Consider the following 16636-nt stretch of genomic DNA (forward strand, 5'->3'; position numbering starts at 1 on the left):
TTATTGTCCTGTGCCATGGTAAACAGGTCTGTAGGGAAGAAAAACCTTGTAACAGAGACAGGTGTTATACTCAAAAAACGAAAATCCCCCTGAGGATTAACGCCATTTTCATTACCGTTCCTGGTAGGAACGATGCCTGTTATTCTCTTTATTGACGACTGCTTAATGCAGTGAAAAAAACGCCAAGGCAAATAAGTATCAGCCCGCTAATAAATAAAGGTGATAATTGATTTTGCAGCCACAAGGCGGAGGCAAGCGCACCAATAATCGGTACGCCAAGGGTAAAGTTGGACATGGCAAACGTAGTAATACGTCGACCATATTCAGAAGAGATCACGAAACAGAAAGAGGTTGCGACGGGACCAATAAACAGTAACTGCCACAGTAAGCCATGTGTGATGTGAATATCAGACACTGGGCGCTCGAACAGCACGGCGACAATCCCCAATAAAACCGACGCGATTAACATCTGCCAGGGCGCAAGTTGCAGCGGTGTGGAGACCCAACGATGATGGCGGACATGATAAATCACAATTGACCAGGCCATTGCACAAATCAGTAATAACAACGCCGCTAAGAGGCTGTAATGATCCCAGCGCATCTCCGATGGCGAACAAATCAGCGCCACCCCGGAGAGTCCGGCCATTAATGCCAGCAACTGCCCACGACCCGGGCGAACTCTCAGCATAATAGCCGTCAACAATATACTCCATAACGGCGTGGTATAAGCCAACAAAACCGCGCGACTGGTGTCCGTATATTGCATCGCAATCATCCCCAATCCGGTAAACAACATCATTTGCAGAATCCCAACACTAAGGATAACAGGCCAGTCCTGACCAACCGGTAAGCGGAGTTTCCCCCTGAAAGCCACAAAAGCAAACAAACAAATTCCGGCCGTTGTAAAACGTAATGTCGCCAGCCAAAGTGGCGGAACGCTATCCAGAGCCTGACGCGTAACCGGCCAACTGGTTCCCCACAGGACAACCATCACCGCAAGCCAGCCCAGCGTATGCATTTTCGTCGTAGATGAGTGGCAAACGCTCGCACTTTCACAATTTTGTATGGACATAAGACGGACTCCTGATAGCAGAAACGACCGTACCATGTTAATTTCTTTATCAGGGTAGATTAGTTCTATATTGACCGTTAAATGGCAAAAATAAGAATAAATATTTCCACGTAGCTATTATTTTAGGAAAATTATGTCCACTAATCCTGTTCAACTTGATGAAGTTAGCCTACGTATTCTCGATATCCTGCAACATAACGCGGATATCAGTAACACGGAACTGGCTGAAAAAGTCGGCCTGTCAGTATCCCCCTGCTGGCGTCGTGTGGCAGAGATGAAAGAGAATCATGTTATCAGGGGCTCGGTCATGCTGGTGGATCCTCTGAAGTTGGGGTTAGCGGTCAATGTGTTCGTGCATGTCTCCCTGCGCCAGCAGGATAAAACTTCACTGCAAAAGTTTACTGAAGCGATAAGCGATCGCGAGGAAATCATGGAGTGCTACCTGATGACCGGAGAAGCAGACTTCCTGCTAAGGGTAGTGGTGGAAGATTTACAAAAATACCAGGTGCTGATTATGGAATGTTTGACACAAATTGAAGGCGTCGCGAGTATTCGTTCCAGCTTCGCGCTGAATCAGGTGAAATATACAACCGTACTGCCTACCCGACATCTGAAAAAAAAGTACTAATACCAGGTATTATCATCCTGCGATTAACCAGTAAAAGCATCAATGGATTCTCTCCTTACAGGGAAATATTGATGTAATAATTGGCCTTACCGACTTAATGAGCCCCTTCCAGGCAGAGAACTCTGAAACGGGCCCACAAACAGTCCAGGTGCAAACGACAAGCCTACGATTTGTCCTGAAAGCATCAGTCAAAACGCACAATTCAGTCAAAAATATAATATTAAAAATCAAACATATAACACTTTTTCCATATCGATATCATCATCCCCTTTTGCCCCCTCCTTTCAACGTAAAAAACCAAAATCCCCAACAAACTCAATCACCTTCCCCACCAACCACACTGCCGCCAGCCATCGGTGATTACCAGAGTCATCCGATGAAGTCCTAAGAGCCCGCACGGCGCAAGCCCTGCGGGCTTTTTTGTGCCCGTTACAGCCCGAGAACATCCAGCTAAATCCAGAGAAAATTGTGCACCGCCTCATGTGAGCGGATATAGCGATAGCGAACGGCGGCCTGATTAATCTCCCATTTTGTCACGTCGATACTGTTGCGCAAACCCTGCATTCTGCGCTGGCTCGGTTCGTCACCGGCAATGAACTGTTCGCAATATTCCCATTCAAAGTCGGCCTGCCCACCAAACACCGGTGAAAAGCCCCTGGCATAAGCTGAGGACGTTTTGTCTCTGTTCGGTTTAACCTTAGCCCCACAAAAATTGTGGTTAGAACAACATACCATCTGCTTGCTGCCATTCAATTGGGCGAATAAAATAGAATGAATACATTCGATTTTAATATACATATCCACAAAAAATGAAAACCACATGGCACAATAGATAATAATCATAACATCCCAAAATAATGGTAAAGTTCTTAGTGAATTTAATAATAAACAAAAAACCGCGAACCATGAAAATTTAGCTTTAGTCAAGCAATAACAATAAGTTAGAACATCATTGATTGCATTAATAGAATGTTTCATGGACAATAAAAAGCTGTTCTCCATTTTAAATTCATGCAGGAGGCATGATGGAGCAGCTTGATAAACAGGTCATATCCATTCGTCAATTACTTTCTGTTAAGCAATTAGCGATTCCGAGTTACCAGCGCCCTTATCGCTGGAATAGCAAAAATATAGCTGACCTTTTTGCCGATCTGGGATCGCACCGCGATAAAACGGCCTATCGACTAGGTTCCGTTGTTTTCCATAAGCACCTGGAAGAAGAAAAAACGTGGCTGGATATTGTTGATGGTCAACAACGAACCCTGACCTTAATGCTGGCAGTCAAAGCATTGACAGAAACTCGCCTGCACAACCTCAAACGCAAAGACCTGGTCGAGCAACTTACCAAACTCAAACCTGATGTCGATGCTTTTATGGCACGTCAGCGTTTTGCCAGTCTGGATTCACAAGCCAATCTTCGACGTAATTACCTGGAGTTACTCAGGCTTGTTGAACGCACCGAGTTCAGCGAAGAACTTATCGACTTTATGCTGAACCGCTGCGAAGTTGTCACTTTCGTGTTGAATGAAGTTTCAGAAGCATTTCAGTTCTTCGATTCACAAAATGCACGCGGTAAAGATCTGGCTCCCCACGATCTACTTAAAGCCTTCCACTTACGTGAGTTTTCCTCTGATGAAGCTGGGCTAAAAGCTGAAGCCGTCGCTCACTGGGAGAGGATGCCTAGCGAAAGGCTGGCAACGCTCTTTGCCAATTACCTGTTCCGGGTTCGTCAGTGGGCAGAGGGTAAATCAGCCCGCTTCTTTGGCAAAGGTGAAGTTGACCTGTTTAAAGGGATCAATATTTCTCAGATCGCGCATTTCCCGTATGTGAGTTCATTGCGGATCGCCCACCACTATGTCGATGATTACAACAGTCAATACCAACGCAAAATTGACGGTCAGAGCCTAAGTTTCCCCTTCAGTCTGGATCAGATGATCATCAATGGCCGCCGTTTCTTTGAAATGGCCGAACATTATCAAAAGCAGGTCGCTGTTATTATCAACAGAGAAAAAGATGCTGATGAGAATAAGCCAATTACGCTATTGAATGAGGTGCTGGAACCCTGCGCAAGTAATATTCTATACACCCTGAACAGCTATGTCAGGCGCACCCGCACTGGCGATCGCTATGTCCGGGCGATGTTCGATTGCGCACTGATTTTTTATATTGATAAATTCGGGACTCAGGAACTGTCTTTGGCGATAGAAAAATGCTTTATCTGGGCATATACCTGCCGTATCGGTCAGCAGGTGGTTCAATTAGCTACCGTCGATAACTATGTGCTACATAACAACCTACTACGTACTATCCGTGATGCACGCCACCCCAAAGATCTACATGCTTTCCCCCTGCGCACGCTCGGCATCCAGGATAATAAAAATAATCGCAATGGAACTGAAGATGAGCTAATCATGCTATTCAGGAAGATGAGATATTATGAGTAATTCCCACGTACGGCCTTTTTTTATAAACGATTTACTTAGCGACCGCGCAAAATATTTGATTCCAATGTACCAGCGTAATTACGCCTGGGGCCAGGGCGAAATCACTCAGCTTTTACAGGATGTGCTGGATTATCAGAAAAAATCCGCTTCCGCCAGGCATCCGCAGACTTATTACATCGGTACATTAGTGGTGTTTTCCCGGGGGGATGACTGCTATGAAGTTATTGACGGGCAACAACGCTTTACAACGCTCTCCCTACTTGCTAACTGGCTGAAATGCCACGCAGATAAATCTGTTGATATGCAGTGGTATCAAAAACTCAATCTCACTTTCGAAAGTCGCCCTGTCTCTACCCTCACCTTCGAAAAGTTATGGCAAGGCGTAGATGTGCAACATATGCGCGGTGACGATTACAACGAAGGTTTGATCAGAGGTTACGAAATGATCGGCAAAGCGTTGGCTGAGCTTCAGCTTAAAGGCCGCGCGTTGAAGGTGTTTTGCAAGTATCTGTTCAATCACGTGCAGATTTCTCGCATCGAAGTGCCAGCAGATACCGATCTTAATCATTTTTTTGAGGCGATGAACAATCGCGGCGAACAACTCGAAAAACACGAAATCGTCAAAGCGCGTCTGATGAATGTCCTGAATGGGATTAGGAATACCAAAGAGCGACACAAAAGTCTTGATACTCTGGCCAGAGTATGGGACGCATGTTCGAATATGGAACGTTACGTCCAATACGGTTTTACGCCAAAAGAACGTCAACAACTGTTTGGCAAAAAGCATATACATCAATTTAATCCAACCAGTTTCTCCAATTTGGTTGAATTGCTGGATCAAGCGGGCTCATTTCCAGATACCGACGCCACAGAAGCACAACATCAACGCCAGGGGCAAACTCTGGAAGAAATATTGTGTGACACTCGTCTGGATAGTACTCTCCAGCAAGAGGAAGACAGCGCAGGCTCAGAGCGTTTTAACAGCGTGATAAATTTTTCAAATTTCCTTCTTCATGTACTCCGTCTTGTCAGCAGAGACCCAGGTACAACTGAGGGAGTGCCACTTGATGACAAGCAACTCGTTGAGCAATTTGAGTCACGCCTGCTGAAGCAGGAAAAGCCAATCGCCGCGGCAAAAGCTTTCATTTATAGTTTACTGAAATGCAAATATCTTTTTGATCGCTATATTATTAAACGAGAATTCACTCAGGGCACAGACGGATGGAGCCTGAAACGCTTATATCAATACTCGCCCCAAAGTGTAGGTTATATTAATACCTTTGATAATAACGAGGGAGAGTTTGAGGATATAAACCGCCAGGTCCTGATGTTACTATCAGCTTTCCATGTCTCAACACCAACACTGGTTTATAAACACTGGCTCAATGGTGCGCTAACATATTTGTTTGATGAGCACAGCCCGGAAGATGAAATTGATGCTGGAGACTACCTGGCTTATCTTGAGAACATGGCTCGCCGCTTTGTCTTTATGAGATTTTTATCCCAGGATGAAGCTGCATCATATTACAATATGATTTTTGGTGATGATGATGTTCTTCCAGAGATCATCTGTGACAAACGTTGGTCGCAGGCTATCAACGCTAAATTACGATTCGGGACTATCGAAAATAACTTTGTTTTTAACTATCTTGACTATCTACTGTGGAAAAAACAAAACACGAATAATGATATTGCCCGCCGTTTTGAGTTTACCTTCCGAAGCTCGGTGGAACATTTTTATCCACAGCACCCTATAGATGGCCATCCCAGAATGGATGAAGATCAGTTACATGCTTTTGGGAATCTCTGCCTGATTAGCCACAGTAAAAACTCGCGGCTAAGTAATTTCCAACCCCAGCAAAAGAGAGAGCATTTTGAAGCCAGCCTGGCTCGTAAAGAGATCGACAGTCTGAAACTTCTGGCGATGCTCGAGTTGATGAAGCGCAATAAGCAGTGGGGTGAGGAGGAGATTATCAGTCATGGTAAAGAGATGGTAGCGCTGCTGGCCGAAGAAGTGGAAGAGATGTATTAATGCAGTAAACCGCTCCCGGCAAGGTGTCGCGAGCGGATATAACGTTGTCGGCGTATTATGGCGGAGCGGGCATCTATGGCGTCATGCTTTCATTATTTATCAATGTTGCCAGGCGCTTAATCTGTTGCCCTGCGCTATCAAAATTACGCTCATCAAGCCAAAGAGTGAACGCTTCGCGTAGCGCCGGATATTCACTATCAATGATTGAATACCATGCGGTGTCCCGATTACGCTGGTGTACGACAACAGCCTGACGGAATATGCCTTCAAAAGTAAAACCAAAGCGCGTGGCTGCCGCACGAGAAGGCGCATTAAGCGCATCACATTTCCATTCAACGCGACGATACCCCAGCACCACAAAAACATAATCTAACAGCAGCGACATGACCTCCGTTGAAACCCGCGAACGTTTCATGCGTGATGAATAGGTCACCCAACCCACTTCTATTACGCCATTCGATGTATCAATGCGCATAAGTGCCAGCGTGCCGACAGCCTGCATACTGGCCAAATCGATTACGGCAAAATGCATGGGGTCGGTCTGCGCCGCAATCGTCGTTAAATAGCTTAAGAAAGAATCAAAGGTCGTGAATGGCCCTGACGCGAGATAGGTCCAGTCGCGAGAGTCAGGCGTATCGCAATAGGCGTCATAAAGCGCCTTTGCGTGGCGTTCGACGTTAATACGCTCAAGTTTGCAATAACGACCGGTGATGTGCTGAGCCGTGGGAAGTCGCGCACCTTGCCAGTCCGGTAACCCTAAACCAACGGGTTGCTGGAATTCATTAAACGTGGATGACATGCTATTTACCTCTCATAATAGAGTGTCAAATGACAGCAGAATAAGAGACATCTGACGGGGTAAAAAGAACCACAATAGATGTTTTTAACAGATCCACATGACAATGCTATACCCAACTCCAGCACCGTATTGCTTATCCACAATTAAAAAATACCGATCATGCAACTGTTGTGGAAATAAGAAATACTGCCATTAATGACATTATTACGCGCATCGCTATCAGCATCAAAGCGATGTTACATGGCATGGGCAAGACGACGAATACCCTCAACAATAACCTCTGGCGGGTGATTCGCAAAACCGATCAAAATCCCCTGCCGGGAGATATCCCCATGATAATAATGACTCAATGATTGAATCCCCATCCCCAGCATTCTGGCTTTCTGTTCGACCCCATCGCCAGTCAACCCGTCATGCAACCAGCAGACAATATGCACCCCAGAATCAGAAGGCTGGACGGTCATTTTATCGGCAAGATAGCATTGAATAGCATTAACCAACGCCGTTCGCCGCTCGTAGCATGCCTTACGAACCCGTCGCACATGGCTGGCGTAATGTCCTTCTTCAATAAAACTCGCCAGTACCGCCTGCTCAAGATAACTGGAGCCAATATCGGAGAAATATTTTGTCACGATAAACTGTTCTTTTAATCCTGGCGGGACAACTAAAAAACCTAAACGAAATTCTGGGTACATCATTTTTGAAAATGTCCCTGAATATATTACCCGCTGATGCTGATCTAATCCCTGCAAGGCTTGCAAAGAACGTGCGGCATAACGAAATTCACTATTGTAATCATCTTCAAATATCCATGCCCGGTTAACCCGAGCCCATTCCAGTAGCTCAAGTCGTCGGGATAAACTGAGGGTCCCGCTAAGTGGGTACTGATCGGAAGGAACAACATAGGCCAGTTTCGCATGAGGGAAATGATCGATGCCGTATTGAACATTCATTCCTTCGCTATCCACTGGTACAGGTCTCACCATTGCCCCTGTTGACATAAATACCCCGCGCGCGCCTTTATAACCAGGGTCGTCCAGCCAAACGTCATTTCCTTTCGTAAGCAACGCTCGGGCAGTAATATTTAACGCCTGCTGAATACCGTTGACGATAATGATCTGATCTTCACTGCAGTTAACCCCTCGCGTCGTTTTCACGTAGTGACAAATTGCTTTCCGTAAGGGATAAAAACCGCAGGGGCTGGTATGAGATCCGAGTTGATGCCGGGATTGTCTCCAGACTCGCCCCAGTAACTTGCCCCATAATGAATGAGGAAAGAGATCGGTACAGCCCACACCGACGGCGAACAGACGGTTCATTTCACGCCCTTCAACATCGCCAGACCATAATCCACGAACGGATACGATATCCGCATTTAGCTGCCCATCAGCGGGCAGTTCACCGCCTTGCAGCGCTTCAGGATAGAGACCGCTGATGCTGCGGTCAGGAAGACTTGGCGTGACAAAGGTTCCAGCGCCTTTACGCGTCTGAATATACCCTTCGTCTAACAGTCGGTCATAACCCGCAATTACCGAGTTCCGTGAAATTGACATCATCTCGGACAGTCCCCGGGTTGAAGGTATCTTTGTCCCTGGCGGCAGACGGCCTTCTACAATTGCGTTGCGTAGCGCATGGTACACCTGTTCCTTAATAACGCCTTGCTCTAAAAAAAGTTCCTGAAATAAAGGTGCACTATTTTTTTTCATTGCACTCGCTCTTACGTTAAAAGTGGATCCTGGAAATATATGCAAAGTGTCTCTTTGCGGTGGCTTAAGCAATATTTAGGATAACCGCCATAGAAAACCACTCTGACTAAAATTATCAGGAGACCTATGAGTAACCCAAACACAACTGCGCCGATTACCATCGAACCCGTCACCCAGCAAGACTACGCGGGCTGGCTACCGCTTTGGATAAATTACCAGATTTTTTATCGTACTGAAATTTCAGACAAGGTCACACAATTAACCTGGGGTCGTTTTCTCAATCCTGTGGAGCCTGTTTTTTGTGCTGTCGCAAAATCTGACGGTAAAATTGTCGGTCTGGTGCATTATCTCTTTCATCGCTCAACATGGGCGGAGTCTGATTATTGCTATCTGGAGGACTTATTTGTTAGTGAAGAAACCCGGGGCAAACACATCGGCAAGCAGCTTATCGAGTATGTTCAAAAGCACGCCCGCAAGCGCCATGCTTCAAGATTATACTGGCACACACATGAAACAAACCTCCGCGGTCAGCGCCTTTATGACTGGGTTGCCAGCAAGAGTGGGATGATCGAGTATCGTATGTAAAATAGATAACACCCATTAAATCGGGTAGTTTTCTGTAAACATCCCCCCTAATGTACCTTAATTTTTCAACACATCGTCTGCGGCTGTGTTTCGCAAAGCCGCAGAATCTGAAATTGTCCGATTTCCGAGGCCAAATACCCGCTACGCTGGGAAGTGACATATTCGTATATATTCTAAATTATCCATCAATAAAAACATTACTTTTCAACATACTGCACATATCTTATTGCCCATGCGTTTTATTTCTACATAAAATTGCCCTACACTTATTTCTACATCTCTATATTGCCGGAGCGACCTCTGAACACCCCGCCGGGTTGCATCGGTGCGGCATGAGTTAATATATCAGTAAATATACTTTCTCATACTTTTGGGTGATAACAATTTGACTCACTGGCGATCAGGAGGTGCTTGAGGAACTGGGTAGTAAAATAATAGCGTAACCAGGCAGGATATTTCCCCCAACGTTAAAAGCATCACTTTCACACACAAAGGAGAAAAATAGGGTGCCGGAATAGCAACTTACGCTGCCCTTCTGGTCGTAAGCGAAGCATTTGATTGATGGTGTAGAGTAAAATGAATCAAATACGAGAGTCATTACACAATGTTGTTTTCCCTGATATTATGCCCGACTCATGGCCTTATCAGTCCTGGTGTTCACCTGCAGATATTGATACCGATATCACCTGGTATTCTTTTACTGAACTCGATTTAATCCTTGATGTTTGGCCAGGAAAGGACTCGCTGGTCCCTGTCAGGAAGACAGTTTGGGGGTTCGTTTACGAGAATGAACCATTGGTCCAGATCAATATTAAAGATGAAATTGCTTATGTTGCAGTCAATCGAAGATTTTATTCATGGGTCATTATTGTGGCTGGCATCTACAATTTAAACATCAGCCTCGACTTAACGACCATATTTAAACACACCGCATTAGCTGATACGGCTCTTTGTATTATCGCCAATAGAGTTGACATAAAATCAGCAGATATATCACTTAACACAGCAAAATCTTTTATGAACTTCATTTTTTTCCATGAACTGGTTCATCTCACCTGCCGCCAGCATGAGTTGAGTAAGCATAACGGAAATCTGTTTCCCTACATCAGAACGATGGAATTTATTGCCGATTTTTTAGCCTTCGAAAACACGCTCATACCATTAGCCTATGCAGATAGCCGGCAAAAACAAAACAGGGATCTGCTGGCAAAAACATCCCGTTGCCTTGGCTTTGTCATTGCATCCTATTTTATTATCAAGACCAGGCAAATGAGCTATCTCAATCAATACCCAACCATGAATGAACGGACTATTTTATTGTTGAGTTATATATTAACACCCTATTTAAAGCGGAGTGAACGCGTCGGTATACTACTCAAGCATGAAGCCAAAGGAATAATGGACGCCTATAGCAGACGAGAAAAGCTAGGCTTTACTATCAACAATGATGACTTCATCATTACCCCTGAAAATACCGAGTGCCAATGCAATTGCTCTAAATGCAGCTCATTCACCAAAGAGGTATATAAAAGAGCCAGGCCATTAAATGCCGAGGTTTTAAATCACCTTGACGTTTATACAAATTGTTTCCCTAATAACAATGTTATACGCACCTATCCCGATCTGGGTGAAATAAACAGTAAGACATCTTATTTTTGCAGTTTAAAAAATCCGCTATTGTTTTCCTTAGAGAGAACGATTAAAGGTTTAATTTAACAGCATAACGATAAATCCTGTGACTCTGGAACAGCAGAGCCACAGGCGTTTGATACTAATCAGGCTTTACTAGGTATTGCACCTACGGCATGTGAACCTTTTACGGTCAACGTCACCACGGCGGAACATAACAGTGCGGCGATCATAAAGATAAACGCGCTGTTGTAACTTCCGCCGCTGCTTTGGATTAGCCAGCCAATAATCGGCGCAGAAACTACCCCCGCCATCTGACCGCCAAAGTTAACGATACCGGAAGCCCGCCCCATGATATTGCTGGGGATGGTATCCATTAAAATGCCCCAAAATGTCGCCATGGCAAAGAACATAAACAACGCAGAGATACACTGATAAACCACCGCCATATCCGCGCTACTCACGCTGAAAGTCAGATACAGGAAGCCCGCCGCAATAACCGACGTCACGACATACAACGTTTTGCGCATCGGTTTGAATTTATCTGAGCAATATCCGCCGATTAATGTCCCACCCGCACCAAACAGGAACGGAATTGCCGCCATCACCCCCGTCTTCGCCAGTGAGAATTCACGAACGGTGATCAGATAGCTTGGCAACCAGGTTGAAAACCCCCAGAAGGTGATATCAAACAAGAACCAGATACTGGCCATCTGCCAGAGCACCGGCATCCTGAGCACGTCTTTAAACGCGATAGCGCTCGTGTTTTGCAGGCTCCCCTGATCGTCAGCAGCTAAATCGGCCAGATCCTGTTGCGTAATTGCAGGGTGATCTTTCGGGTTGTCACGCGTAAATAAGTAGATACCCGCAGCAATAAACAGGCCCGGGATCCCCAGCACAATAAAGACCATGTGCCAGCCAAACGCTCCGATAATACTTGCAGCGACCACCACCGCCAGTGCGGGGCCTAAGGTATTTACCGTTGACTGAATTGCTGTAGCCCGACCGCGCTCTTTCGAAGGAAAATAGGTGGAAATCATTTTCCAGGAAGCCGACGGGAAGCACCCTTCGCCAATACCGAAGAAGAAGCGAACAGCCAGCATCAACGGCAGCGTTAATACCGCACCGGTTAAGCTGGTGAAGACAGACCACCAGGCAATACCAATGGCCATAATTTTACGTGAGCCAAACTTATCCGCCAGTAAACCACCGGGGATTTGGAACGCGGCGTAACCAATGAAAAAGGCGCTAATAATTAAACCTTGTTGGGTTGTATCAAGATTTAAATCTTTGCCGATATAAGGCAACGACACGCTCATGACCATTCTGTCGAGGAACGAGAGTAGCCACGCCAGCCAGATTAACGTCAGGACGGTATATCTTGCTTTCCAGGTCTTAGGTTTACCTGAAGGTAAAGATGTTTGTAGGTTCATTGTGATGTCCTTGGGGTGTAGTGATCTACCGCGGCCAAAAATGGTCGCGATAGATCAATGCGTGTTTAGCGTTATTTATTAATATTGTTTTCTGATAACAGTACCGCTACAGGCATAACTTTCCGTGCCATTAATTAAGGCAATGCGTCCATTAACCATCACAATTTCAATCCCTTCCGGATACTGATTAGGTTCAACAAATGTCCCCTTATCCGCAATAGTATTAGGATCGAACATCACAATATCCGCCGCATACCCTACCTTCAGTAATCCGCGATCCTGCAGACCCAACACTTCAGCGGGTTTGCCTGTCATCTTGCGGATTGCCGCTTCCCAACTCAGGCATCCTTCTTCACGCACGTATTTACCCAGCACCCGCGGGAAGGCGCCAAACACACGTGGATGTGGTTTACCCGCGCCCATCAGTCCGTCCGTGCACACGTTCTGTTCCGGCCGGCAGAGAAACTTAATAACGTGCTCTTCAGTACCGTAGAAATCGACCATGCCAACGGCGTTTTCTTCTTCAAACAACAGATCGAAGGTGGCGTTGTACGGATCTTTACCGCGCAATTCCCCCAGTTGAACAAGGTTCAGACCAACTGCATCCTGATTTTTCTCTGTCTTGACGCTGGTGACAAAAATCTGGTCCAGGCCTGCAAAATCAATGAAGTTATCCCAACCAGGAATGCCCTGCTGGATATCCTCTATCATTTTGGCGCGCAATTCCGGCGAGGCCAGACGCTCAAGTAATTTGTCCGTCCCGCCGGAGTGGACCCACGGTGGCAGGATCACGCCGAGCATGGTGCTTCCCGCCACGTACGGATACTGGTCGTAAGAAATACGGATCCCCTCTTCCTGGGCCTGCTCCAGCATGCCCAGCATCTGGTCAATCAGCCCCCAGTTTTTCTTCCCACAGACTTTCATATGTGAAATATGCAACCAAACGCCGGTGGCTTTGGCGATATCGATCAGTTCCTGCGTGGAACTGATAATATCGTCAGCCTCGCTGCGCTGGTGCACAACAAAGATCCCGTCATATTTCGCCGTGACCTTGCACAACTCAATCATTTCAGCGGTATCACCAAAAGCACACGGCATATAGATAAGCCCAGTAGAAAGACCAAACGCGCCGGCTTTTAGCTCACGCTCAAGGACTTCACACATCTTCGCCACATCTTCACGTGTGGAAGGGCGTCCATCCAGGCCCATCGCTTCCATGCGTACGTTACCGTGTGGCACCAGATACGCCAGGTTTGTCGCCGGATGCCGGGATGCCAACAGGTTGAGATAGCCGTCCGTGTTTTTATATTTCCAGTCAATTTTGTCGGTGTCGCCGTCCAGTCCGGCAATATTTTTACGCCATGCCGGAATATATTCCTCCGGCAATGGTGCCAGCGCTACACCATCCTGCCCCAGCAACTCGGTGGTAATGCCCTGGCGGATTTTCGCTGACAGCGCAGGATTAATAATGGCTGACAGGTCAGAGTGTGTGTGAGTATCAATAAATCCCGGACAAATAATTTTCCCTGTTGCATCAATAACCTGTTCATTAACGCCCACATCAATTTGACCAATTTCGACAATATGCCCTTCATCAACCATTACATCGGCAATTCGGCCGGGATTCCCCGTTCCATCAATCACATTTCCGTTTTTAAAAATGGTTTTCATCGTTATTCTCCGTTGCGGTGCCGCGAAGCAGCACCACCTGTAAGGTAAGAGGTCTTTATCTTTATTTTTTAACGGCAATAGAGTGTCTGGATGATGCTGTAATAGCCGCTGGCCGAGCCGGTCAACTGATCGATCTCGATATACTCGTCGATGGTATGCGCCAGGTTTTCACGCGACGGCCCAAACCCGATGGTTTTGATCCCCGCTTCCCCCGCGTAGTGGCTGCCGTTAGTGCAAAATGAGTACTGAGTAATCGTTGGCGAGAAACCCGCTTCGCGAACGCCCGCCAGAGCGGCCTGCACGAACTCGTCGGACTCGTCATAAACCCAGCCTGGGAAGAAACGCTCACCCTCAATGGTGGCTCCGGTATAGCAAGACTCCTTGCCAACGGCGTAAGAGACGCGGGCTTTGAACTGCGGGTCCTGGGCGGTTAGCTCCGCAAGTGCATTTTCCAGTGGCGCAATAACGCTTTCTTTGGTTTCGCCCACCAGCAAGCGGCGGTCGTAGGTGGCGCGGCAGTAATCCGGTACCACTGATGCACCTGGGTATGGCGACGATTTAATGTCTGTCAGTTCCAGGATACCGGGCCCAAGCACCGGGTGGGTTGGCGGAGTGATGGTGCGAATTTTGTCGATCAACTGCGCCATTTTGTACACCGCGTTAATTCCTGCCTGCGGGTTGGCGGAGTGTGCTGGCTTACCAAAGGTTTCAACCACAATTTCGGCACGACCACGCTGACCGATTTTCAGATTCAGTTCAGAAGCTTCGCCAATGATGACGTAATCAGGCTTATAGCGCTCACTGACCAGACGAGCGGCAATGCCTTCAAAACATTCTTCATGAACGATACAGGCGACGTAAATTTTCCCGGCGAAATTACGCTGATTATCCTGGCCAAAAAAGCCTACGGCGGAGATCATCGCAGCAACAGCACCTTTCATATCGGTGGTGCCACGGCCATAAATTTTGCCATCGTCAATATCACCGCCGTACGGGTTGCGGGTCCACTTCTCTTCGTTCACCGGCACAGTATCGATATGCCCATCCAGAACCAGCGTTTTCCCCGGCTTATTTCCCACAATACCGCCGACGATATTGCCGTACTTATCAACATGGATGTCGTCGAACTGGTAATGCTGCATCATTGTTTTTATGGCATCTACCACGTCCCCTTCCTGACCGGAATAGCTTTTTTGCTGGATCAGCGCCTGACAATTTTTAATAACTTCTTCAATACGGGTTGCAGATAACATGGGTTTCTCCGTTAATGCTCTCAATCAGGAAATTATTTATTGATGCCCGGGTACTGACCGCCCCAGACAATATCCAAATATTGTTGCGGGTCGGTATCACCTTCGGTACTGATCAGCAACACGCGGGAATGCTCATCCAGACCCAGTTGCTCACGGGTTTGGGCCAAATCCGGGGAGGTCATCAACAGCGCCAGAAGACCTGTCGTGACGGCCCCAGATTCACCTGAAATAATGTGTGGGTCGCCCGCCAGCGGGTTACCCAACATACGCATCCCCAGCGCTGCGATTTCATCAGGGCAGGAAGCAAATGCAGTGGCATAATCACGCAGTAACTTCCAGCCAATGCTGTTTGCCTCACCGCAGGCCAGACCTGCCATCACGGTCTGTAAATCGCCGCCTACCGCAACAGCATCCCCCTCTTTTGCACGGGCTGAACGATAGAGACAGTCAGCAATTAGCGCTTCAGCGACGATCACTTTCGGACGATTTTCGCCCCACGCGGCCGTCACCATCCCCTGTACCATTCCCGCAAATGACCCCACACCGGCCTGGACGAAAACATGCGTCGGAGCAACCTGATGGAGCTGATCAATCGCCTCCAGCATCAGCGTGCCGTAGCCCTGCATAATCCACAGTGGGATCTTTTCGTACCCTTCCCAGGCCGTGTCCTGGACAACGATCCAGCCATACTTTTGCGCCTGATCCGCGGTCATGCGCACGGCATCGTCATAGTTCATATCCACGATTTCAGCGGTAGCGCCTTCATTGCGGATTGATGCCAGCCGCTGCTGTGAAGACCCTTTCGGCATGTAAACCACCGCATTTTGCTTTAACTGGCGTGCCATCCACGCCACTCCGCGCCCGTGATTACCGTCGGTGGTGGTGGCAAATGTCACGGTCTTCAGGTCATGGCGTACTGCTTCACTGGTCATGACATCAAACGGTAATTCGCTGATATCCTTCCCCACTAATTCCGCGATATGGCATGCCATCGCGTAGGCGCCGCCCAGCGCTTTGAACGCTTTCAGGCCAAAACGCTGAGACTCATCTTTGAGGTAAATATTTTTTACGCCCAGTTTTTGAGAAAGTGATGGCAGCGTATACAGCGGCGTCGGAGCATATCCCGGAATAGACCGATGAAAATTCAACGCTTTTACCAGTTCCTGGCGACTAAAGGGTGCCAGCGGTGCGTTAGGGTGTTCGGTAAACGGCGTCTGGTTGATAAAAAATGATAAGTTTTTCTGCATCATAAAACCTCATTGTCCTGGTAATTCATTCCCTGTAATCGGTGTAATACAGAGTTATTTACGCTATCGGTAATCCATAAGAGCAAAATGCTTACCAGTTTTTTAGAAAATGAGGAAATGCTTAGAAATAATTTAAT

The 16636-nt window shown here is 47.0% G+C and carries 13 protein-coding genes; 5 read left to right on the forward strand and 8 right to left on the reverse strand.

Annotated features, from left to right (window positions below):
* Window positions 1–148: 148 nt before the first annotated feature.
* Window positions 149–1072, reverse strand: coding sequence for a DMT family transporter (locus NNN64_RS14135; RefSeq protein ID WP_271441766.1), 924 nt, complete (start codon window positions 1070–1072; stop codon window positions 149–151).
* Window positions 1073–1205: 133 nt separating this feature from the next.
* On the opposite strand from NNN64_RS14135, the gene NNN64_RS14140 reads away from it, so the two are divergent.
* On the forward strand, window positions 1206–1700 hold the full coding sequence (locus NNN64_RS14140) for an Lrp/AsnC family transcriptional regulator (protein WP_267453886.1): 495 nt from the start codon (window positions 1206–1208) through the stop codon (window positions 1698–1700).
* Window positions 1701–2150: 450 nt separating this feature from the next.
* Here NNN64_RS14140 and NNN64_RS23370 read toward each other — a convergent pair whose 3' ends face one another.
* Entirely contained in the window at window positions 2151–2702 is a 552-nt protein-coding gene (locus tag NNN64_RS23370) for a phage polarity suppression protein (protein ID WP_442870705.1), read from the reverse strand.
* A 23-nt stretch (window positions 2703–2725) separates the two neighbouring features.
* Between NNN64_RS23370 and NNN64_RS14150 the strand changes: the two genes are divergently transcribed.
* Together NNN64_RS14150 and NNN64_RS14155 are read left to right on the forward strand one after the other, a co-directional pair.
* Complete coding sequence (locus NNN64_RS14150) at window positions 2726–4144, forward strand: DUF262 domain-containing protein (RefSeq protein ID WP_271441767.1); 1419 nt, start codon at window positions 2726–2728, stop codon at window positions 4142–4144.
* The gene (locus tag NNN64_RS14155; RefSeq protein ID WP_271441768.1) at window positions 4137–6176 is read left to right on the forward strand and encodes a DUF262 domain-containing protein; all 2040 of its coding nucleotides are present in this window, start codon (window positions 4137–4139) and stop codon (window positions 6174–6176) included. Before NNN64_RS14150 ends, NNN64_RS14155 begins: the two co-directional genes overlap by 8 nt.
* Before the next feature lie 73 nt (window positions 6177–6249).
* On the opposite strand, the gene NNN64_RS14160 is transcribed toward NNN64_RS14155, so the two are convergent.
* Window positions 6250–6975: a GNAT family N-acetyltransferase gene (locus NNN64_RS14160; protein ID WP_271441769.1), complete on the reverse strand. Its 726-nt coding sequence runs from the start codon at window positions 6973–6975 to the stop codon at window positions 6250–6252.
* Window positions 6976–7211: 236 nt separating this feature from the next.
* Complete coding sequence (gene pdxR / locus NNN64_RS14165; protein WP_271441773.1) at window positions 7212–8681, reverse strand: MocR-like pyridoxine biosynthesis transcription factor PdxR; 1470 nt, start codon at window positions 8679–8681, stop codon at window positions 7212–7214.
* 126 nt (window positions 8682–8807) lie between these two features.
* Here pdxR and NNN64_RS14170 point away from each other — a divergent pair, with 126 nt between their 5' ends.
* Together NNN64_RS14170 and NNN64_RS14175 are read left to right on the forward strand one after the other, a co-directional pair.
* Window positions 8808–9266, forward strand: coding sequence for a GNAT family N-acetyltransferase (locus NNN64_RS14170; protein ID WP_137383621.1), 459 nt, complete (start codon window positions 8808–8810; stop codon window positions 9264–9266).
* Window positions 9267–9842: 576 nt separating this feature from the next.
* A complete protein-coding gene (locus tag NNN64_RS14175; RefSeq protein WP_271441770.1) occupies window positions 9843–10982 on the forward strand; it encodes a hypothetical protein in 1140 nt (379 codons plus the stop codon).
* Window positions 10983–11041: 59 nt separating this feature from the next.
* Here NNN64_RS14175 and NNN64_RS14180 read toward each other — a convergent pair whose 3' ends face one another.
* From NNN64_RS14180 to dpaL, 4 genes are all read right to left on the reverse strand, one after another.
* The gene (locus tag NNN64_RS14180) at window positions 11042–12328 is read right to left on the reverse strand and encodes an MFS transporter (protein WP_271441771.1); all 1287 of its coding nucleotides are present in this window, start codon (window positions 12326–12328) and stop codon (window positions 11042–11044) included.
* A gap of 78 nt (window positions 12329–12406) precedes the next feature.
* On the reverse strand, window positions 12407–13999 hold the full coding sequence (locus NNN64_RS14185; RefSeq protein WP_137383618.1) for an N-acyl-D-amino-acid deacylase family protein: 1593 nt from the start codon (window positions 13997–13999) through the stop codon (window positions 12407–12409).
* A 68-nt stretch (window positions 14000–14067) separates the two neighbouring features.
* Complete coding sequence (locus NNN64_RS14190; protein WP_271441772.1) at window positions 14068–15252, reverse strand: YgeY family selenium metabolism-linked hydrolase; 1185 nt, start codon at window positions 15250–15252, stop codon at window positions 14068–14070.
* A 32-nt stretch (window positions 15253–15284) separates the two neighbouring features.
* On the reverse strand, window positions 15285–16499 hold the full coding sequence (gene dpaL, locus NNN64_RS14195; RefSeq protein ID WP_271441774.1) for a diaminopropionate ammonia-lyase: 1215 nt from the start codon (window positions 16497–16499) through the stop codon (window positions 15285–15287).
* Window positions 16500–16636 lie beyond the last annotated feature (137 nt).

The sequence above is a fragment of the Citrobacter sp. Igbk 14 genome (assembly GCF_028069825.1).
Classification (GTDB): Bacteria; Pseudomonadota; Gammaproteobacteria; order Enterobacterales; family Enterobacteriaceae; genus Citrobacter.